Origin of the sequence: Aliirhizobium cellulosilyticum, assembly GCF_014198105.1 — a bacterium.
Taxonomy (GTDB): Bacteria; Pseudomonadota; Alphaproteobacteria; order Rhizobiales; family Rhizobiaceae; genus Neorhizobium; species Neorhizobium cellulosilyticum.
In genome coordinates this window covers 450124-465706 of sequence record NZ_JACIGW010000001.1, presented here as the reverse complement: position 1 = coordinate 465706, position 15583 = coordinate 450124, and the positions used below count along the sequence as shown (strand labels likewise).

Below are 15583 nucleotides of genomic sequence, written 5' to 3'. Positions count from 1 at the left end.
TGTTGCATGCGTGAGATTTCGCTGGCCGACGTGCCAGGACTTGTGGGCCAGGAACTCGGCGTTTCGGACTGGATCACCGTCGATCAGACGATGATCAACCAGTTCGCCGATGCGACGCTCGATCACCAGTTTATTCATGTGGACCCAGAGCGGGCGGCGGCCGAAAGTCCTTTTGGCGGCACGATCGCACACGGCTTTCTCACGCTGTCCCTTCTTTCCGCGATGAACTTCGGCACCGTGCCAAAGATCCGCGAGCAGACCATGGGCATAAATTACGGCTTCGATCGTGTCCGCTTCATGTCGCCGGTCAAATGCGGCGCACGTGTGCGTGGCCACTTTACCCTGTCCGACTGCCGTTTCCGGGGCGGCGGCATGCTGATGACCACCTATGAAGTTTCGATCGAGATCGAAAACGAGAAGAAACCAGCACTGACCGCCACCTGGATCACCATCGTGCAGTTTGACCCTAAGGATCGGCCGGAAGGCGTCTAATCAAAGGTAATGACGTGGCGGATGACCTTGCCTTCATGCAGCAGGTCGAAAGCCTCATTGATCTCCTCCAGCGGCCCGGTTGATGACAGCAACCTGTCCACCGGCAACTTTCCACGTCGGTAAAGGGCAATAAAGCGGGGTATATCCCGGGCGGGCACGCATCCACCAAGATAGCTACCAAGCACTCGCCGTTCTTCGGCCACAACACTTACCGCCGGAATGGTGAACTGACTGACAGGATTGGCAAGACCGGCTGTGGCTGTCGTCCCTCCCCGTCGCGTAATGCGATATGCGAGATCGAAGGCCCGGGTCGAGCCTGCCATCTCAAGCGCATGATCGACGCCGCCGCCGGTTGCCTCGCGAATCTTTTCGATTACATCCACATCGCCCGCCAGAAAAACATCCGTAGCACCGAGTTTAAGGGCGACCTCCAGTTTTTCCGCAGCAAGATCAACGGCAATCACCCGCTCCGCGCCACTCGCAAGCGCGCCGAGCACGGCAGCGAGTCCGACACCGCCGAGACCGACCACGGCAACGCTCTGACCTGCCTGTATCTTGCAGGTATTGACGACCGCCCCCACTCCCGTCAGCACCGCACAACCGAACAATGCTGCTTCCGCCAGAGGCAAATCACGATCGATCTTTATTGCCGAGTGACGGGAGATAACCGCATGCGTGGCAAAACCGGATACGCCGAGGTGGTGATTGACAGGAACCTCATCGCAAATCAGCCGCCGCTCTCCCGATAGCAGCACGCCCCTGCCATTCGCCTCGGCCCCCGGCACACAAAGTGCCGGACGGCCCTCGGCGCAGGCAAGGCAATGGCCGCAACTCGGTACGAAACTCATCACCACATGATCGCCCGGCACCAGATCATGTACGCCCGGACCGACGGCTTCGACGACACCGGATGCCTCATGGCCAAGCGCCATCGGCATAGGCCGCGGGCGGTCGCCATTGATGACGGAAAGGTCGGAATGGCAAAGCCCCGCCGCACCGATGCGCACCAGCACCTCTTCACGCCCAGGCGGATCGAGATCAAGTTCTTCTATGGAAAGCGGCCTGCTTATTGCAAAAGGCGGTATGACAGGCGATTGCCGCAGGACGGCTGCACGTATCTTCACGAACTCCTCCCAGAGTTTTGCCTGAAGAGACTAGCCGCCGGATGGCAGCGGCTGCAAGAGCAATACACCTGTCAACTCAGATCCAGCATCATCATGCCGAGAAGTGGCGGAACGGCAGCACCGATCAGGATTGGAGCGGTTCGCGAAGCACTGAGCCCGACGGTCGTACCGGCAATCCCGGACGCAATCAACGCCGCAATCGGCATGGAGAGATCACGATCGATGCCGGGCGCGAAAGAGGCCAGAAGCGCGGCCAATGCTGCGGCCCCACCGACAAGCAGCCCCTTCCAGAGTTCGACACCCGCCAGTTTGGCAGCAATGGCACCGCCGGCAATCGCCGCCGCCAGCCCAAGCACGATCCATTGAGTCTCCGGCATAGAAAAACCCTCCCGTTTTGACCCGGGAGGGTGCGATATCGATAAGCCAAGATCAAGTTAGGCTATGGTCGAAGACCGGATATTCAGAGCGCGGCGTCTCTCGCGCCTTCAGCCAGAAGAGCAAAGGCGTAATCGGAGAACGACCGCCAGACTTCTACCCGGAACGTATTCTCCGCAGTCCTGAGCAGCACGATTTCCACCTTGCCGAACAGCGTGCGCGAGCTGGCGCCGATCGGGAAAGCATCGAGCGAGAGATCCAGCGCGCAACCGGCGTTGAGCGTAGCGGCAGCGCCCGGACCAGACACAAGGATAGCTGTGTTTCGATGCGAGATATCGGTCGCTGAATGCACCACGTTCGAACTCGCGGCAGCCTGTGTGAGGCTGCTTCCGATGCTACCGCCGCCGTCTGCAAACACCAGCCACTCATTCGGCCCGATCCATAGCGCGGTGCGCCCGTTAGCAGAGGAGGACGTCTTCGGCTTCACCGGCAGGTCGAGGCCAAGTGCTGCAGACAATGCAGACACATCCTCGGCGCCTACACGCAGATTGATCCGCTCGGCAGGTTGCGCCGGCTCCAGCCGCACAGCGGCAGAACCGCCGTGAACACCGGAAAGTGGAAGGCTACGGGTTGCGATATTGGAATCAAGCTCAGCCATTGATGCGGCCTCCTTCCTTGTCGAAGAACACCATGTCAGTCACTTCGACGGCAATCGTCTTGTCGGCCATTGGCACATAAAGCGTCTCGCCCATCCTAGACCGTCCCCCGGCAACCAGCGCGATCGCGATCGAGCGGCCGAGATTTTCCGACCAGTAGGACGAGGTGACGTGACCGAGCATAGTCATCGGTTTCGGCTGGTTCGGATCGGCAACGATCTGCCCGCCCTCCTCCAGCACTTCCTTCGGGTCCTTGGTCAGAATCCCGACGAGTTGCTTGCGGCCTTCGCGCACGAGGTCGGGACGCTTCAGGCCACGGATACCGACAAAGTCCGTCTTCTTCTTGGAGACGGCCCAGCCATAACCCGCGTCATCCGGCGTCACCGTTCCGTCCGTATCCTGCCCGACGATGAGATAGCCCTTCTCGGCGCGCAGAATATGCATGGTCTCGGTGCCGTAGAGGCAGGCACCCATGCTTTGCGCCCGTTCCCATATCGCCTTCCACACTGCTGCGCCGTAATCGGCAGGCACGTTGATTTCGTAACCCACCTCGCCGGTGAACGATACGCGGAACAGCCGCGCCGGAACGCCCATGACCGTGCACTCGGCAACGCTCATATGCGGGAAGGCCTCGTTGGAAAGATCCTGCCCCTCGACGAAAGGCTCGATGATCTCTCGCGCCGTTGGCCCCTGCACCGCGATCACCGCCCATTGTTCGGTCGTCGAAGTGAGCCACACCTTCAGATGCGGGAATTCCGTCTGCAGATAGTCTTCCATATGGTTGAGCACGCGCGGCGCACCGCCGGTCGTGGTCGTCACATGAAAACGGTCTTCCGCCAGACGCCCGACGACGCCGTCGTCATAGATGAAGCCGTCCTCGCGGGTCATGATGCCGTAACGGCATTTTCCCGGCTTCAGCGTATCCCAGGCGTTTGTATAAAGCAGATTGAGAAACGCTGCCGCATCCGGCCCGACCACTTCGATCTTGCCGAGCGTCGAGGCATCGAAAACGCCGGCGACATCGCGCACCGTCTTGCATTCGCGGCTGACGGCCGTGTGCATATCCTCGCCGCGCTTGGGGAAATACCAGGCGCGTTTCCAGTTGCCGACATCCTCGAACTCGGCACCTTCCGCCTCTTCGAACGCATGCATCGGCGTCTTTCGCGCCGGATCGAACAACTCGCCACGCGAATGGTTGATCAGCGTGCCATAGGTCACCGGGGTATAGGGCGCACGAAACGTGGTGAGCCCCACCTGCGGGATCGGCCGTCCGAGCATTTCGGACGCGATTGCCAAACCATGCATGTTGGACAGCTTGCCCTGATCGGAGGCCATGCCATTGGTGGTGAAGCGCTTGATATGCTCGATCGAATGCATGCCTTCGCGGACGGCAAGACGAATGTCCTTGGCTGTCACGTCATGCTGGAAGTCAACGAATGCCTTTACGGCATGGTCCGGGCCGGCTCCTTCAGCCGCACCGATCATGCCACCAGTCCACTCGAACCGGTTTTCGCCCGAAAGCGCCAGCCTGCCGCCGCCGGCCATAATCGCCTCGTCGATCAGTTCGGCGAGATCATCCGTACCGTTGCAGGCACCGACCGACACCGAGTTCTGCGCATAGACATCCGGCAAGAAGCGCTGGCTGGCCTCGTCGAATTTCAGCTTCCCGCGCGACTGCGAGAACAGGTGCACGGACGGCGTCCAGCCTGCGGAGACAATCAGCGCATCCACCTTGATCTTGCGGCGATCGAAATTGCCGTTGCGGGCAACCGTCATCGAATTGATCCGCAGACGACCCGACGTGTCGACCACGGCATGCCCCGTCAGAACATCAATGCCGAGCTTGCGGGCTTCCGCCAGCACCGCGTCACCCGGCTTGTCGCGGCTATCGACGATTGCGGCGATCGAGACACCGGCACGCTTCAGGTCGAACGCCGCTTCATAGGCGGAATCATGAGCGGTATAGACCCCGACATTATGGCCAACCGTCACGCCGTGATGGTTGAGAAAACTGCGCGCCGCAGATGCCAGCATGATGCCCGGCCGGTCATTGTTGGCGAACACCATGTGCCGCTCGATCGAGCCCGTCGCGAGGATCACCTTTTTCGTCCGCACCTGCCACAAGCGTTCACGCGGCGCATCCTTGGTCGGCTTGGCGACATGGTCTGTGACCCGTTCGACGAGACCAAGAAAACCGTGATTATAATAACCGAACACGGTTGTGCGGGTCAGCACCGTGACATTCGGCATGGCCTTCAGCTTGGCAGCCGTCACCTGCGCCCAATCATAACCGTTCTGCCCGTCGATCGTCGTCGAAGCGTCGTAATGCAGCGCCCCGCCGACTTCCGGCTGCTCATCGACGAGAATGATCTTTTTACCCGTCGCAGCAGCAGACAGTGCCGCCGTCAAGCCCGCCACACCGGCACCGGCGATCAGCACATCACAATGCACATAACGGCTGGCATAATGATCCGGATCTTCTTCCGTCGGCGAAACGCCGAGCCCCGCCGAGCGACGGATGATCGGTTCGTAGATTTTAGCCCAAGCCTCTTTCGGCCACATGAAGGTCTTGTAGTAGAAGCCGGCTGCAAAGAACGGCGCAAGCACATCATTGACGGCGCCGATATCGTATTTCAGCGATGGCCACCGGTTCTGCGAAGAGATCTTCGCACCGTCGAACACTTCCTGCACCGTTGCGCGCACGTTCGGCTGGCGGCGAGCCGCATCACGCGACACATCGAGAAGCGCATTCGGCTCTTCCGGGCCTGCCGTCAGGATGCCGCGCGGACGGTGATATTTGAACGAGCGGCCGAGAAGATGCACGCCATGCGCCAGAAGCGCGGAGGCAACCGTGTCCCCCTCAAGCGCCGTATAGCTCTTGCCATCGAAGGTGAAGCGGGCCGTGCGGGCAGGCGTCAGGCGGCCCGCACCCTTGATGCGGAATGCGCCGGAATTGGAGGAAGCGCTCATCTCGCGTCTCCTTCCGTCTGTTCCCAGGTTTCCACAGACTTTTCCTCGGCGATTGCGGCGAATTTCTCAGCCACCGGCACCGGCTGCTTGGGCAAGCCAGCCTTGTATGTCATCAAAAACCTGTCGCTCACCGTATCGCGCGCCGCGTTAAAGAAACGGCCGCAGCCGTGGATATGCCGCCACCGTTCATAAGTGAGGCCTTTTTCGTTGTTGCGCAGGAAGAAGAATTTGGCGAACTCCTCGTCCGAAATCGCCGCGATATTTTCCGGCCGCACGACATGCGCCTCGCCGGCCCAGCGAAACTCCAACTCCGAGCGATCTTCCTCGCAATAGGGGCAGTGGATCAAAAGCATCGTCTATCCCCTATCAATCAATGAGCCACGGCGGCAGCTGCCGCTTCGTCGATCAGGCGGCCGGTGCGGAACCGGTCAAGCGTCAGGCCAGCGGCCAGCTTGTGCGGCTCGCCCTTGGCAATCAGATGAGCGAAGAGATTGGCCGAGCCCGGAGTTGCCTTGAAACCGCCGGTACCCCAACCGCAATTGACGAACAGGCCCGGAACCGGCGTCACACCCTGGATCGGCGAACGGTCCGGCGTGTTGTCGGTAATCCCTCCCCACTGACGCATCATCTTCACCCGGCGAAACATCGGGAAGAGCTCGCAGATGGCATCCAGCGTATGCGTTATAATCTGCAACCCGCCCGTCTGGCTGTAGGAATTGTACTGATCTGTACCGGCACCGATGACCAGTTCGCCCTTGTCGGACTGCGAGATGTACGCATGCACGGTATTGGACATGACCACACACGGAAAGATCGGCTTCATCGGCTCGGACACCAAAGCCTGCAGCGGATTGGAAGCAAGCGGCACGCGCACGCCAGCCATCTCCATCACGACAGACGAATGGCCAGCAGCCGACACGCCGATTTTCTTCGCTCCGATAAAGCCCTTGGATGTCTCGACACCCTGAACCTCACCGCCTGGCCCGCGACGGATACCCGTGACTTCGCAATTCTGGATGATGTGAACACCGCGATCCGCTGCAGCGCGCGCAAACCCCCAGGCAACCGCATCATGCCGGGCCGTGCCGCCGCGGCGCTGCAGCGCCGCACCGTTGATCGGATAACGCGCGGTCTTGGAAATATCGAGAACCGGCACGAAAGCCTTTGCCTGTTCCGGCGTCATCCACTCGTTGTCGATACCGTAAAGACGATTGGCATTGATATGCCGCTTGAACGACTGCTGGTCATGGATGTTGTGTGACAGCATCATCACGCCGCGCGGCGAATACATGACGTTGTAATTGAGATCCTGGCTCAGGCCTTCCCAAAGTTTCAGGGAATGCTCGTAGATGTCCATGCTCTCTTCATAGAGATAGTTGGAGCGGATAATCGTCGTGTTGCGGCCCGTATTGCCGCCGCCGAGCCAGCCCTTTTCGATCACCGCAATATTGGTGATGCCATGCTCTTTCGCGAGATAGTAAGCGGCTCCCAGTCCATGGCCGCCGGCACCAACGATAATCACATCATAGCTGGAACGCGGTTCCGGGGACGTCCACTGCGCCTCCCATCCCTTGTGGGCGCGCATTGCCTCGCGGGCTATGGCGAAAACCGAATATTTGCGCATCGCGCCCCTCTTCCTTGCTCGGTTCCGTTGGTCATCCGACCATCAGAGACTTGGGTAGGACGATACCCATCGCAAATCAATATGCGCCGCAATGGCCATATTGCGACGCATCGGAGGATTGTTTCGACACAACGGAAAATGCCGCGCAAGGATAAGGGCTATCTCGCAGCTTCACCCTTTTTCTCGCCATCCGCCCCTTTATCGGGACTTTTCCCGCCAGGCTTGGCTTTGACCGGATCATCTTTTTTCGTCGGGTTGACGGTGACGCCGACAGAGGGACCCGACCGCGCGAGCGCGGCCCGCAATACCTTGGAGCAGAATTGATGCGTAAGCAGCGAATTGGAGGTTGAGCCCGGCCGCGATCCATCGTGACCGCTGATGCACGCAACAGTCATGGCAGACATCGCCGCATTGGGGCCGGAGGCAGGCACCGCGCCGGCCCCAGCCTTGCCCACAAGACCAAGGAGCAGATTACCATACTGACTGAGGATGATGGCATAGGCATCCTTCCCGATAATGCCGTTGGCATAGCTCTGGCATGCAGTGTAGAGGCCGTCCCTCAGCGCAAGTACCGCCTCAGCGCGCCCCTCCCCTTCAAGGACAAATTCGGAAGTCTCGGATCCGGTCTCTACGGTAGAACGTGACGACCCCGCCGGCGGCGTGACCTTAAGCGTCCGGTTGGATCCGAATGCTACGGCATAGTCCGGACTAGGCTCGCTGCATACCACGCTCGGATAGGCTGATCGCCGTCTCTCCGTGACCAACCTCAAGTTCGCCCCGCTGACCACACCCTTGGTTTCCCCGAATTGAACCGGCTTGACCGCCATATTCGGCGAACAACCGGCAAGACCGACAAACAACCCCGCACATATGATTAATCTGAACATGCTTCGCCCCTGGGCTGGCCGAGCCAGCCTCCCCTTCATGGTGAAATGACATGCGAATTGCTGCGCGCCCTGACGCAAGCGAAGTCTGCATCAGCAAAAACGGAAACGCAACCTATGGTTTTCTATTTTATAAACACATCAAAATAGATACACTGAGACGGTGGCGCGCCTCGTGACCGAAGAGGCGCTTTGAAGCATCCGGAGAAGCTTGCATCCATTTTTCACATTAACGGCGTCGGCATATATGGACTTCCGCAGACTCATCTGTTATCTGCGTTCACCAATCGCACGGCCTTTCGCCGGGCATCACTATTTTTTCGCCTTGAAATCAGACAGTGACTGAGGCGAACAACAAACCAAAGGAACGGGATTTCACGTGCAGGTACTTGTCCGCGACAACAACGTTGATCAGGCTCTCCGCGCTCTCAAGAAGAAGCTGCAGCGCGAAGGTGTTTTCCGCGAAATGAAAATGCGCGATTACTACGAAAAGCCGTCTGAAAAGCGCGCTCGCGAAAAGGCTGAAGCTGTTCGTCGCGTTCGCAAGCTGGCTCGCAAGCGCATGCAGCGCGAAGGCCTGCTGCCGTCCACGCCGCGTCCGGCTCGTTAATCGGCCGTCTTTTCGACGCTTTTATGTGATTATGGAGCGGGGGCGACTTAGGCGCCGCCGCTTTTTTCATTGCACCGGGTCGATTGAGACTCAAACCTGCCGATACAAGGACCTGCGCCTGATGGCCGCCAAGACTTCCGTTGCTACCGATGGAATCGAATCTTCCACCCTGCCGCTCATGACCACACTACGCTCTCGCACCCTGATTACAGGCGTGCTCGTCGGTATGGCGAGCTTGGCGGGATGCGCTACGGGGCCGACGACAACTGACGTTATTCGCGTCGATCGCGCGCAAGGCTCGCAGGAAAACATCGCCTCGCTGTCATCGGTCATCCAGTCGAACCCATCCGACCCGGAAGGTTACAACAGCCGCGGCTCCGCTTATGGTCGCGCCGGCGAATTCAAGCGCGCAGTGGACGATTTCAACCGCGCCATCCAACTCAATCCGCAGTTCTATCAGGCCTATGCCAACCGGGGGCTCGTCTATCGCAACATGGGCAAGCCGGTCGATGCGGCCAACGATTATAACCGCGCGCTGCAGATCAACCCGAATTATGACGTCGCCTATATCGGCCGTGGCAATATCTATCGCCAGGCCGGCCGCAACGACGAAGCGTTCAACGACTTCAACAAAGCGATTCAGCTGGATACGACCGATGGTCGTGCCTATCACAATCGCGGCCTGATCTATCAGGTCCGCGGTCAGCATGCCCAGGCGATCGAGGATTTCTCCAAGGCCATTTCGCTGTCGTCAAGCGCGCCGGAACCCTATAACGGCCGCGGCATTTCCTATGTCGCTCTGAACGACGACGACAATGCCTTCGCCGACTTCAACCGTGCGATCGAACTAAACGACAAGATCGCCGAATCCTGGGCCAACCAGGCATTGGTTTACGAGCGTCGCGGTGACCGCGCTCGCGCTTACAAGTCCTATTCGCACGCCGTCCGGCTCGACCCGAACTACAAACCAGCCGTCGATGGCGCAGCGCGCACCCGCAGCGGCGGCGCCTGACAGGCAGGACGTCTAATCTTTGAGACCCAAAAAACAATGCCGCCCGAGAATTTCGGGCGGCATTGTTAGTTCTGGGCTGATCGAATGAGCTTCAGCGCCAACCGAGAGCCGGGGCAACATGCTTCAGGATGGCCTCGATCACATGGGCGTTGTATTCGACGCCCAATTGGTTTGGCACGGTCAACAGCAGCGTATCAGCCTCGGCAATTGCCTCGTCCTTGCGCAGCTCCTCGATCAAGACATCCGGCTCTGCAGCATAGGACTTACCGAAGATCGCCCGCGTCTTCTCGTCGATGAAGCCGATGGAATCCTCTTCCTTGCCACCGCGACCGAAATAGGCCCGGTCGCGATCATCAACCAGAGCAAAGATACTGCGGCTGACCGAAACACAGGGCTCACGATCATGGCCGGCCTCCTTCCATGCTTCACGATAGGCGCGGATTTGCTTGGCCTGCTGAATGTGGAAGGCCTCGCCGGTCTCGTCATCTTTCAAGGTCGAGCTCTGCAGGTTCATCCCCTTCTGCGCGGCCCATATGGCGGTCGCATTCGAACCGGCACCCCACCAGATACGCTCACGCAGACCTTCCGAATGCGGCTCAAGCCGGAGCATGCCCGGAGGATTGGGGAACATCGGACGCGGATTGGGCTTGGCAAAGCCTTGCCCTCTCAAGACGTCAAGGAAGACTTCGGCATGGCGGCGCCCCATATCCGCGTCCGTCTTTCCCTCTTCCGGTTCATAACCGAAATATCGCCATCCATCGATGACTTGCTCAGGCGAACCGCGGCTGATACCCAGCTGCAAACGCCCCTTCGAAATGAGATCGGCAGCGCCGGCATCTTCCGCCATGTAAAGCGGGTTCTCGTAGCGCATGTCGATAACGCCTGTACCGATCTCGATTTTGCTGGTCCTGGCACCAACAGCCGCAAGCAGCGGAAAAGGCGAAGCGAGCTGACGGGCAAAATGGTGAACGCGGAAATAGGCGCCGTCGGCACCCAGCTCTTCAGCAGCAACGGCAAGATCGATCGACTGCAGAAGCGTATCGCCAGCCGAGCGGGTCTGCGACTGGGGTGACGGCGTCCAATGGCCGAAAGAGAGAAATCCGATCTTCTTCATGAGGCACTCCGGCATAAGCGTGTGAATGTTATTGACGCTTACATGGCATGCCGGAGTAACTTCTGTTAGTCCGCGAGTGCCGGATTGGCCGAAACGGATTGTTCATTGATATTGAACGACGAGACGAACCCGTCGCCAACGCCTCTTCCAGTATCCGGACGACCTGCATGCCGCTTGGATCAGCGGCACCAGCAAGCCTCTATCGCAGCAGAAAAACGCCGATAATGTTGAGGATGACGAACAGGACCAGACCGCCGATCAGCCCTAGGCCACCAAAGAAGCCACCAGCCATGGCAATCAGCAAGGCGGCAATGGTCATCGTCCCCCACTTGGCTGCCGCCAGAAATGACTCGTAAGTCTGCTCATGCGCCATGTGATCCATCGGCGCGCCAATCTCTACTGGTCCATTGTGATGATCGTCCATGAGCCTCTCCCTGGTGTCCGCATATCCGGCTACCGTTGATCTGATAGCCCAACTCTCCCTGCGACCCGCTTAAGTATCGGGCTATATAAGGAATACACGAACAACCGTCGAGTGCAATGGCTTGCGAGATCGGTTGGCGGAGGCGCTGCCCAACCGAAATCAGCGAAGAAATGCCATTTCCGGCGAAGTCGGCCTGCTGGCAAACCGCGCTGTTGGCAGCACCGTTAGCGGCGGCGACAGAACCATCGGCCGCTCGGCAAACATCAGGCGCCGTTCATAGGCCTCCGATTGGAAAAGCGGGAAGCGGCGCATCAGCTGCGGACGCACTTCGCGAACCCTGGATGCCAGCAGCGTCAGCTCGAACCCATATATGGGAGCAATCGTCGGCGGCACGATCGTGTCTGCGAGGAAGACCCGCCGGTAGAAGGCGGCATGCGGCGGCCGGATGTGCTGCAGAACCCGGTCGGCGTCAAAGTGAATGGCCGCCATGATCGACGGGCGAAGCGTGATATAGGGAATGGCCGGCAATTCACCGACAATATCCGGATCGACGGCAAAACGGGCCGGATCGATGAATGTCAGCCCTGCATCTAGCAGATTGTTCACCGCATCGGGAAAGACGCCGACCGACTGGCAGGTCCGATGCTCCGACGTGACGTGATGTACCCGTACAGTCGAGATCAGCTCTTCGTAGTAATAGATACCGAAGACATAGGCATGCGGGACGAAATCGATTTCATCCAGGAGATGGCTCGCCCCGACAGGCAACACGTTCTGGGCCTTGTAGGCCTTGTAGCGCAAGCGCGCCACATCCTCGAAATCCTCGTGTCCCTCAATGCGTCGATACTCGATATGGTCGAGTGCCGAGAGCAGTTTTTCGGAAAATGCTTTGTCTGAAAAACTCTGAACCACTGACATTTGGGCTACCCATCGCTATTAACGATTGATTAACCCTGAAACGGGGCGTGATCGCAATGACGAAGATCATGATTAACAGTCTTTTAAAACTTATGGTTAACAACAGGTTAACCGTAGCATTTCAGAACACCCTACATTAGTCGGTTCGTTTGCAAATGAGACGAGAGGATTGATCAGCCCGCGGTACCGAAAGCGCGCGGTTCTGCGCCCTTGTCGCGGCGATTTTGTCGGCTGGCAAGCTTGCGGGCAGAAGCGGTCTTCTGGCTAAGTTCCGCGATCGCATTTGCAGGAATCGGCGGGGAGAAAATGTAGCCTTGGATGAGATCTGCAAACCGGTGCTTCTTGACCAGTTCAAGCTGCTCGAACGTCTCCACGCCTTCGACAACGATCCTGAGATCGAGTTCGCGAGACAGATGCACGATACCGCTGAGGAGCTTCAGGCGACGCGGCTCGGTGCCGATATCTCGCACGAAGGCACGATCGATCTTGACGATATCGATGGGCAGGGAATCGAGATAGCTGAGGCTTGAGAAACCTGTGCCGAAATCATCGATAGCGATCGTCACACCGCTTGCGCGCAACCTGCCGAGTGTCGTGCTGACAACCACGGGTTCGTCCATAAAGCAGCTTTCGGTGACCTCCAGGTGCAGGCGCGTCGGATCGAGCTTGGAACGTGCCAGTATGTCTGCCACCAGCGGCACGATCTGACCACCACGGAGATCGTGGATGGACAGGTTGACCGAAACCGAGATCCCGTTCTGCCAGGAAACACAATCCGCACAGGCGCGTTCGAGGACGAACCTGGTGATCTCGGAAATCAGCCCCATGCTCTCGGCCATCGGAATGAAGATGTTGGGACCGATAAAGCCGCGCTCCGGATGCGACCAGCGAACCAATGCCTCGCAGCATTCCATCTCGGAGCCGTCCGGACGATACATTGGCTGGTAAACGACGGTCAGGTCTCCCTGCTCTATCGCCAGACGCAAATCGGCCTTCAGCCGCTGTTCCGCCACATAACGGGCGTCCATTTCCGGCCGGAACATCGTCAATGTTCCGTTGCCAACCGACTTTGCGTCGTTGAGAGCCAGATCCGCCTTGATCTGCCAGGCTTCCATGTCGAAGTCCTGACCTTCGAGAATCACTCCGCCGGCATTTACGAATACCGGCAGGTCGAGCCTGTCGACACGATAGCTTCCCTGAATTTCGGTCTGGATGCCGTTGATACGAACTTCCAGAGCAGCGCGATCCCTTCCTGTGGCAAAAATTACGAATTCGTCGCCGACCAACCGGCCGACGATGATCTCCTCGCCCGCTTCATGCACAAGCCGGTCGGATATCGCGGCAAGAAGTCGATCGCCGACAACATGGCCTTGCATATCGTTGACATGCTTGAACCCGTCGACGTCAAAGATGACAAAGGCGGCAAAGAGGTCGGTATTGGCCTCTCTGAGATGCCGGGCTGCAAGCTCGGCGAAGTAGCCGCGCGTCGGCAATCCCGTCAGCGTATCGTAGCGCACCAGATGCAGGATCTTTTCTTCGGCTGCCACGCGAGCGCTGACATCTTCGAACAACATGACGACGCCACCGTCTGTGCGGTGGCTGAGCGAGAATTCGAGATAGACGGTTTCCTTTAAACACAGGAGCGTCTTGCCCGCCTGCCCCGCAGACAGCTGTCCTATCTTTTTCAGGATATCATCCGAAAGCGACTGGCCGCTTCGTCTCAAGACGGTGATGAATGCTGCCCCCTTCAGCTCGTCCGCATCCGGCAGATCAAGAAGCTCGCAGGCACGACGATTGATTACCTGCACACGACCATCTGCATCGAGCATGATCAAGGCATGGGTCATTGTAGTGAGTGCTATATCGAGCTGGTCGGCGATCCGCGTCATTTCCCGCGAGGCCAGCACATTTTCGTAGAGGAATTCCCGCACGCCCTTCGCCATGGACTGGGTCGTCAGGCCGAACGGGATCAGGAAAAGCGAGATCAGGGCGAGATAGATGTCTCCCGTCAGCAGGCAGGCGAGGACCAGCGGCAGGCAGCAGCCGATTGTCTGGAGCGCGACCGCACGGGCGGAACCGTAATTTCGGCCAACGATGGAGACCATCGAGGCCATCGTGACGGCGATGCACATGAATGCCGCCAGCATATCCTTGAGCACAAGGACCGCATAGGCACTACCAATGCCGAGCACGAACGCGGTGGCAGCCGCGCCATGAACATAGCGCGATTCCCACGCTTCGATTTCGCTCTTGGAAAGCTGGCTGTGGTCGATCAGGCTGAACCGGCGGAACCAGTAGATGCGATAGCCGAATACGGTGATGAACACCGCGATCATGAGGAGATAGAATCGGGAACCGGTCGTAGCAAAAATGATCGCGCAGGACAGGATATGGACAACCATTCCAGTCCATAATGTTCCACGGTTCTTGAATAGCGATTCGACGAACGGCAGATACAGCTCTGTCGGTAGCGTCTTCGCTTCCAAATCCTTCATCGGGTCTCCACCGGGTCTCATTCCCTTGGCTTTCGCGCGACACTGAAGAAAATCTTTTAAGATTTGATTGTTGCTCGGTTTAACCCCTTCGACTTTGGGGGGTGAACATCCAAACGTGTTCAACGAAACGTAAAGCAAGAGCGCCGTATTCTAGATGCCGAAAACAACGTTTCTCAGCGCAAGGATCGACGCCGGAAGCATTTCGGAGCCGCCGCCTTGAGGGCCGCTGCCAATTCGCGTTAGTCGTTTCCGCTTTTCTTTCCTTAGACCTTCGTTTACATCGCCACCAAAGAACAGGCGGGATAAAAGGACCTGTTGGGAGTGGGAACGAATGAGACTGTTATTACGGTTTAGCGGCCTGATAGACCGCTTGAGCGAAGTGCTGGGAAAATTTTCCGGTTACCTCGTGCTGGCTTGCTGTTTGATCAGCGCGGGCAACGCCTTCATCCGTTACATGTTCAACTACAGCTCGAATGGCTGGCTTGAGATCCAGTGGTATCTCTTCGCCTTCATCGTGCTGATCGGCGCCTCGCATACGTTGCGCCTGAATGAACATGTACGCGTAGACCTTATCTATGGCGCCGTTTCGGATCGCACGCGACTGTGGATCGATACGCTCGGCCTGATCATCTTCCTCATTCCGGCCTGCCTCTATCTCGCATGGCTTTCCTGGCCGTTTTTCTCTCTCTCCTTCCAGCAGGGCGAGATGTCCTCCAACGCCGGCGGCCTTCTTCGCTGGCCTGTCAAGCTTGTGATTGTCGCAGGTTTCGTGCTGCTCGCGCTGCAGGGGTTCTCCGAATTAATCAAGCGGATCGCGGGGCTTACGGGCACCCTTGAGGTCGACACGACCTACGAAAAACCGCTTCAATAAGGCACCGGGGGATT

At 58.4% G+C, this 15583-nt stretch carries 15 protein-coding genes; 4 read left to right on the top strand and 11 right to left on the bottom strand.

What is annotated here, in order from left to right:
• The first annotated feature begins 6 nt into the window (after positions 1-6).
• Complete coding sequence (locus GGE33_RS02040) at positions 7-492, top strand: MaoC family dehydratase (protein ID WP_148143403.1); 486 nt, start codon at positions 7-9, stop codon at positions 490-492.
• Here GGE33_RS02040 and GGE33_RS02035 read toward each other — a convergent pair.
• The 7 genes from GGE33_RS02035 to GGE33_RS02005 all read right to left on the bottom strand — a co-directional run bounded on the left by GGE33_RS02035 (position 489) and on the right by GGE33_RS02005 (position 8128).
• Positions 489-1616 (bottom strand): zinc-binding dehydrogenase, encoded by a 1128-nt coding sequence (locus GGE33_RS02035; protein ID WP_183821064.1) that lies wholly within the window; start codon positions 1614-1616, stop codon positions 489-491. The two genes, GGE33_RS02040 and GGE33_RS02035, sit on opposite strands and share 4 nt — an antisense overlap.
• Positions 1617-1687: 71 nt before the next feature.
• Positions 1688-1993: a hypothetical protein gene (locus tag GGE33_RS02030; RefSeq protein WP_183821063.1), complete on the bottom strand. Its 306-nt coding sequence runs from the start codon at positions 1991-1993 to the stop codon at positions 1688-1690.
• Positions 1994-2076: 83 nt separating this feature from the next.
• Entirely contained in the window at positions 2077-2649 is a 573-nt protein-coding gene (locus GGE33_RS02025) for a sarcosine oxidase subunit gamma (RefSeq protein ID WP_183821062.1), read from the bottom strand.
• On the bottom strand, positions 2642-5617 hold the full coding sequence (locus tag GGE33_RS02020) for a sarcosine oxidase subunit alpha (protein WP_183821061.1): 2976 nt from the start codon (positions 5615-5617) through the stop codon (positions 2642-2644). The genes GGE33_RS02025 and GGE33_RS02020 overlap by 8 nt, the downstream gene beginning before the upstream one ends.
• Positions 5614-5970, bottom strand: a complete 357-nt coding sequence (locus GGE33_RS02015; RefSeq protein ID WP_183821060.1) for a sarcosine oxidase subunit delta — start codon at positions 5968-5970, stop codon at positions 5614-5616. The genes GGE33_RS02020 and GGE33_RS02015 overlap by 4 nt, the downstream gene beginning before the upstream one ends.
• Positions 5971-5987: 17 nt before the next feature.
• Positions 5988-7241, bottom strand: a complete 1254-nt coding sequence (locus GGE33_RS02010; protein ID WP_183821059.1) for a sarcosine oxidase subunit beta family protein — start codon at positions 7239-7241, stop codon at positions 5988-5990.
• A 158-nt stretch (positions 7242-7399) separates the two neighbouring features.
• The gene (locus GGE33_RS02005; protein WP_183821058.1) at positions 7400-8128 is read right to left on the bottom strand and encodes a hypothetical protein; all 729 of its coding nucleotides are present in this window, start codon (positions 8126-8128) and stop codon (positions 7400-7402) included.
• Between the two features lie 376 nt (positions 8129-8504).
• Between GGE33_RS02005 and rpsU the strand changes: the two genes are divergently transcribed.
• Both rpsU and GGE33_RS01995 read left to right on the top strand, forming a co-directional pair.
• A complete protein-coding gene (rpsU, locus tag GGE33_RS02000; RefSeq protein ID WP_112457677.1) occupies positions 8505-8735 on the top strand; it encodes a 30S ribosomal protein S21 in 231 nt (76 codons plus the stop codon).
• A 178-nt stretch (positions 8736-8913) separates the two neighbouring features.
• Positions 8914-9747 carry a tetratricopeptide repeat protein gene (locus tag GGE33_RS01995; RefSeq protein WP_246435794.1) on the top strand — a complete coding sequence of 278 codons (834 nt, stop codon included), beginning with the start codon at positions 8914-8916 and terminating at the stop codon, positions 9745-9747.
• A 91-nt stretch (positions 9748-9838) separates the two neighbouring features.
• Here the strand turns inward: GGE33_RS01995 and GGE33_RS01990 are convergent, their stop codons facing one another.
• The 4 genes from GGE33_RS01990 to GGE33_RS01975 form a co-directional block, all read right to left on the bottom strand.
• A complete protein-coding gene (locus tag GGE33_RS01990; RefSeq protein ID WP_183821056.1) occupies positions 9839-10861 on the bottom strand; it encodes an LLM class flavin-dependent oxidoreductase in 1023 nt (340 codons plus the stop codon).
• A gap of 199 nt (positions 10862-11060) precedes the next feature.
• Positions 11061-11285: an aa3-type cytochrome c oxidase subunit IV gene (locus GGE33_RS01985; RefSeq protein ID WP_183821055.1), complete on the bottom strand. Its 225-nt coding sequence runs from the start codon at positions 11283-11285 to the stop codon at positions 11061-11063.
• Positions 11286-11444: 159 nt separating this feature from the next.
• Positions 11445-12203: an N-acyl amino acid synthase FeeM domain-containing protein gene (locus GGE33_RS01980; protein ID WP_148143383.1), complete on the bottom strand. Its 759-nt coding sequence runs from the start codon at positions 12201-12203 to the stop codon at positions 11445-11447.
• A 173-nt stretch (positions 12204-12376) separates the two neighbouring features.
• Positions 12377-14698, bottom strand: a complete 2322-nt coding sequence (locus GGE33_RS01975) for a putative bifunctional diguanylate cyclase/phosphodiesterase (RefSeq protein WP_183821054.1) — start codon at positions 14696-14698, stop codon at positions 12377-12379.
• 331 nt (positions 14699-15029) lie between these two features.
• Here GGE33_RS01975 and GGE33_RS01970 point away from each other — a divergent pair, with 331 nt between their 5' ends.
• Positions 15030-15569: a TRAP transporter small permease subunit gene (locus GGE33_RS01970; protein WP_148143379.1), complete on the top strand. Its 540-nt coding sequence runs from the start codon at positions 15030-15032 to the stop codon at positions 15567-15569.
• The last annotated feature ends 14 nt before the right edge of the window (positions 15570-15583 follow it).

Excerpts from the sequence above, each read along its gene's own strand:
- GGE33_RS01995 (WP_246435794.1), top strand. The coding sequence starts at position 8,914 with ATGACCACACTACGCTCTCGCACCCTGATTACAGGCGTGCTCGTCGGT.
- GGE33_RS02020 (WP_183821061.1), bottom strand. The coding sequence starts at position 5,617 with ATGAGCGCTTCCTCCAATTCCGGCGCATTCCGCATCAAGGGTGCGGGC.
- GGE33_RS01985 (WP_183821055.1), bottom strand. The coding sequence starts at position 11,285 with ATGGACGATCATCACAATGGACCAGTAGAGATTGGCGCGCCGATGGAT.
- GGE33_RS02025 (WP_183821062.1), bottom strand. The coding sequence starts at position 2,649 with ATGGCTGAGCTTGATTCCAATATCGCAACCCGTAGCCTTCCACTTTCC.
- GGE33_RS01970 (WP_148143379.1), top strand. The coding sequence starts at position 15,030 with ATGAGACTGTTATTACGGTTTAGCGGCCTGATAGACCGCTTGAGCGAA.
- GGE33_RS01980 (WP_148143383.1), bottom strand. The coding sequence starts at position 12,203 with ATGTCAGTGGTTCAGAGTTTTTCAGACAAAGCATTTTCCGAAAAACTG.
- GGE33_RS02005 (WP_183821058.1), bottom strand. The coding sequence starts at position 8,128 with ATGTTCAGATTAATCATATGTGCGGGGTTGTTTGTCGGTCTTGCCGGT.
- GGE33_RS02030 (WP_183821063.1), bottom strand. The coding sequence starts at position 1,993 with ATGCCGGAGACTCAATGGATCGTGCTTGGGCTGGCGGCGGCGATTGCC.
- GGE33_RS02010 (WP_183821059.1), bottom strand. The coding sequence starts at position 7,241 with ATGCGCAAATATTCGGTTTTCGCCATAGCCCGCGAGGCAATGCGCGCC.
- GGE33_RS01975 (WP_183821054.1), bottom strand. The coding sequence starts at position 14,698 with ATGAAGGATTTGGAAGCGAAGACGCTACCGACAGAGCTGTATCTGCCG.
- GGE33_RS02015 (WP_183821060.1), bottom strand. The coding sequence starts at position 5,970 with ATGCTTTTGATCCACTGCCCCTATTGCGAGGAAGATCGCTCGGAGTTG.
- GGE33_RS01990 (WP_183821056.1), bottom strand. The coding sequence starts at position 10,861 with ATGAAGAAGATCGGATTTCTCTCTTTCGGCCATTGGACGCCGTCACCC.
- GGE33_RS02040 (WP_148143403.1), top strand. The coding sequence starts at position 7 with ATGCGTGAGATTTCGCTGGCCGACGTGCCAGGACTTGTGGGCCAGGAA.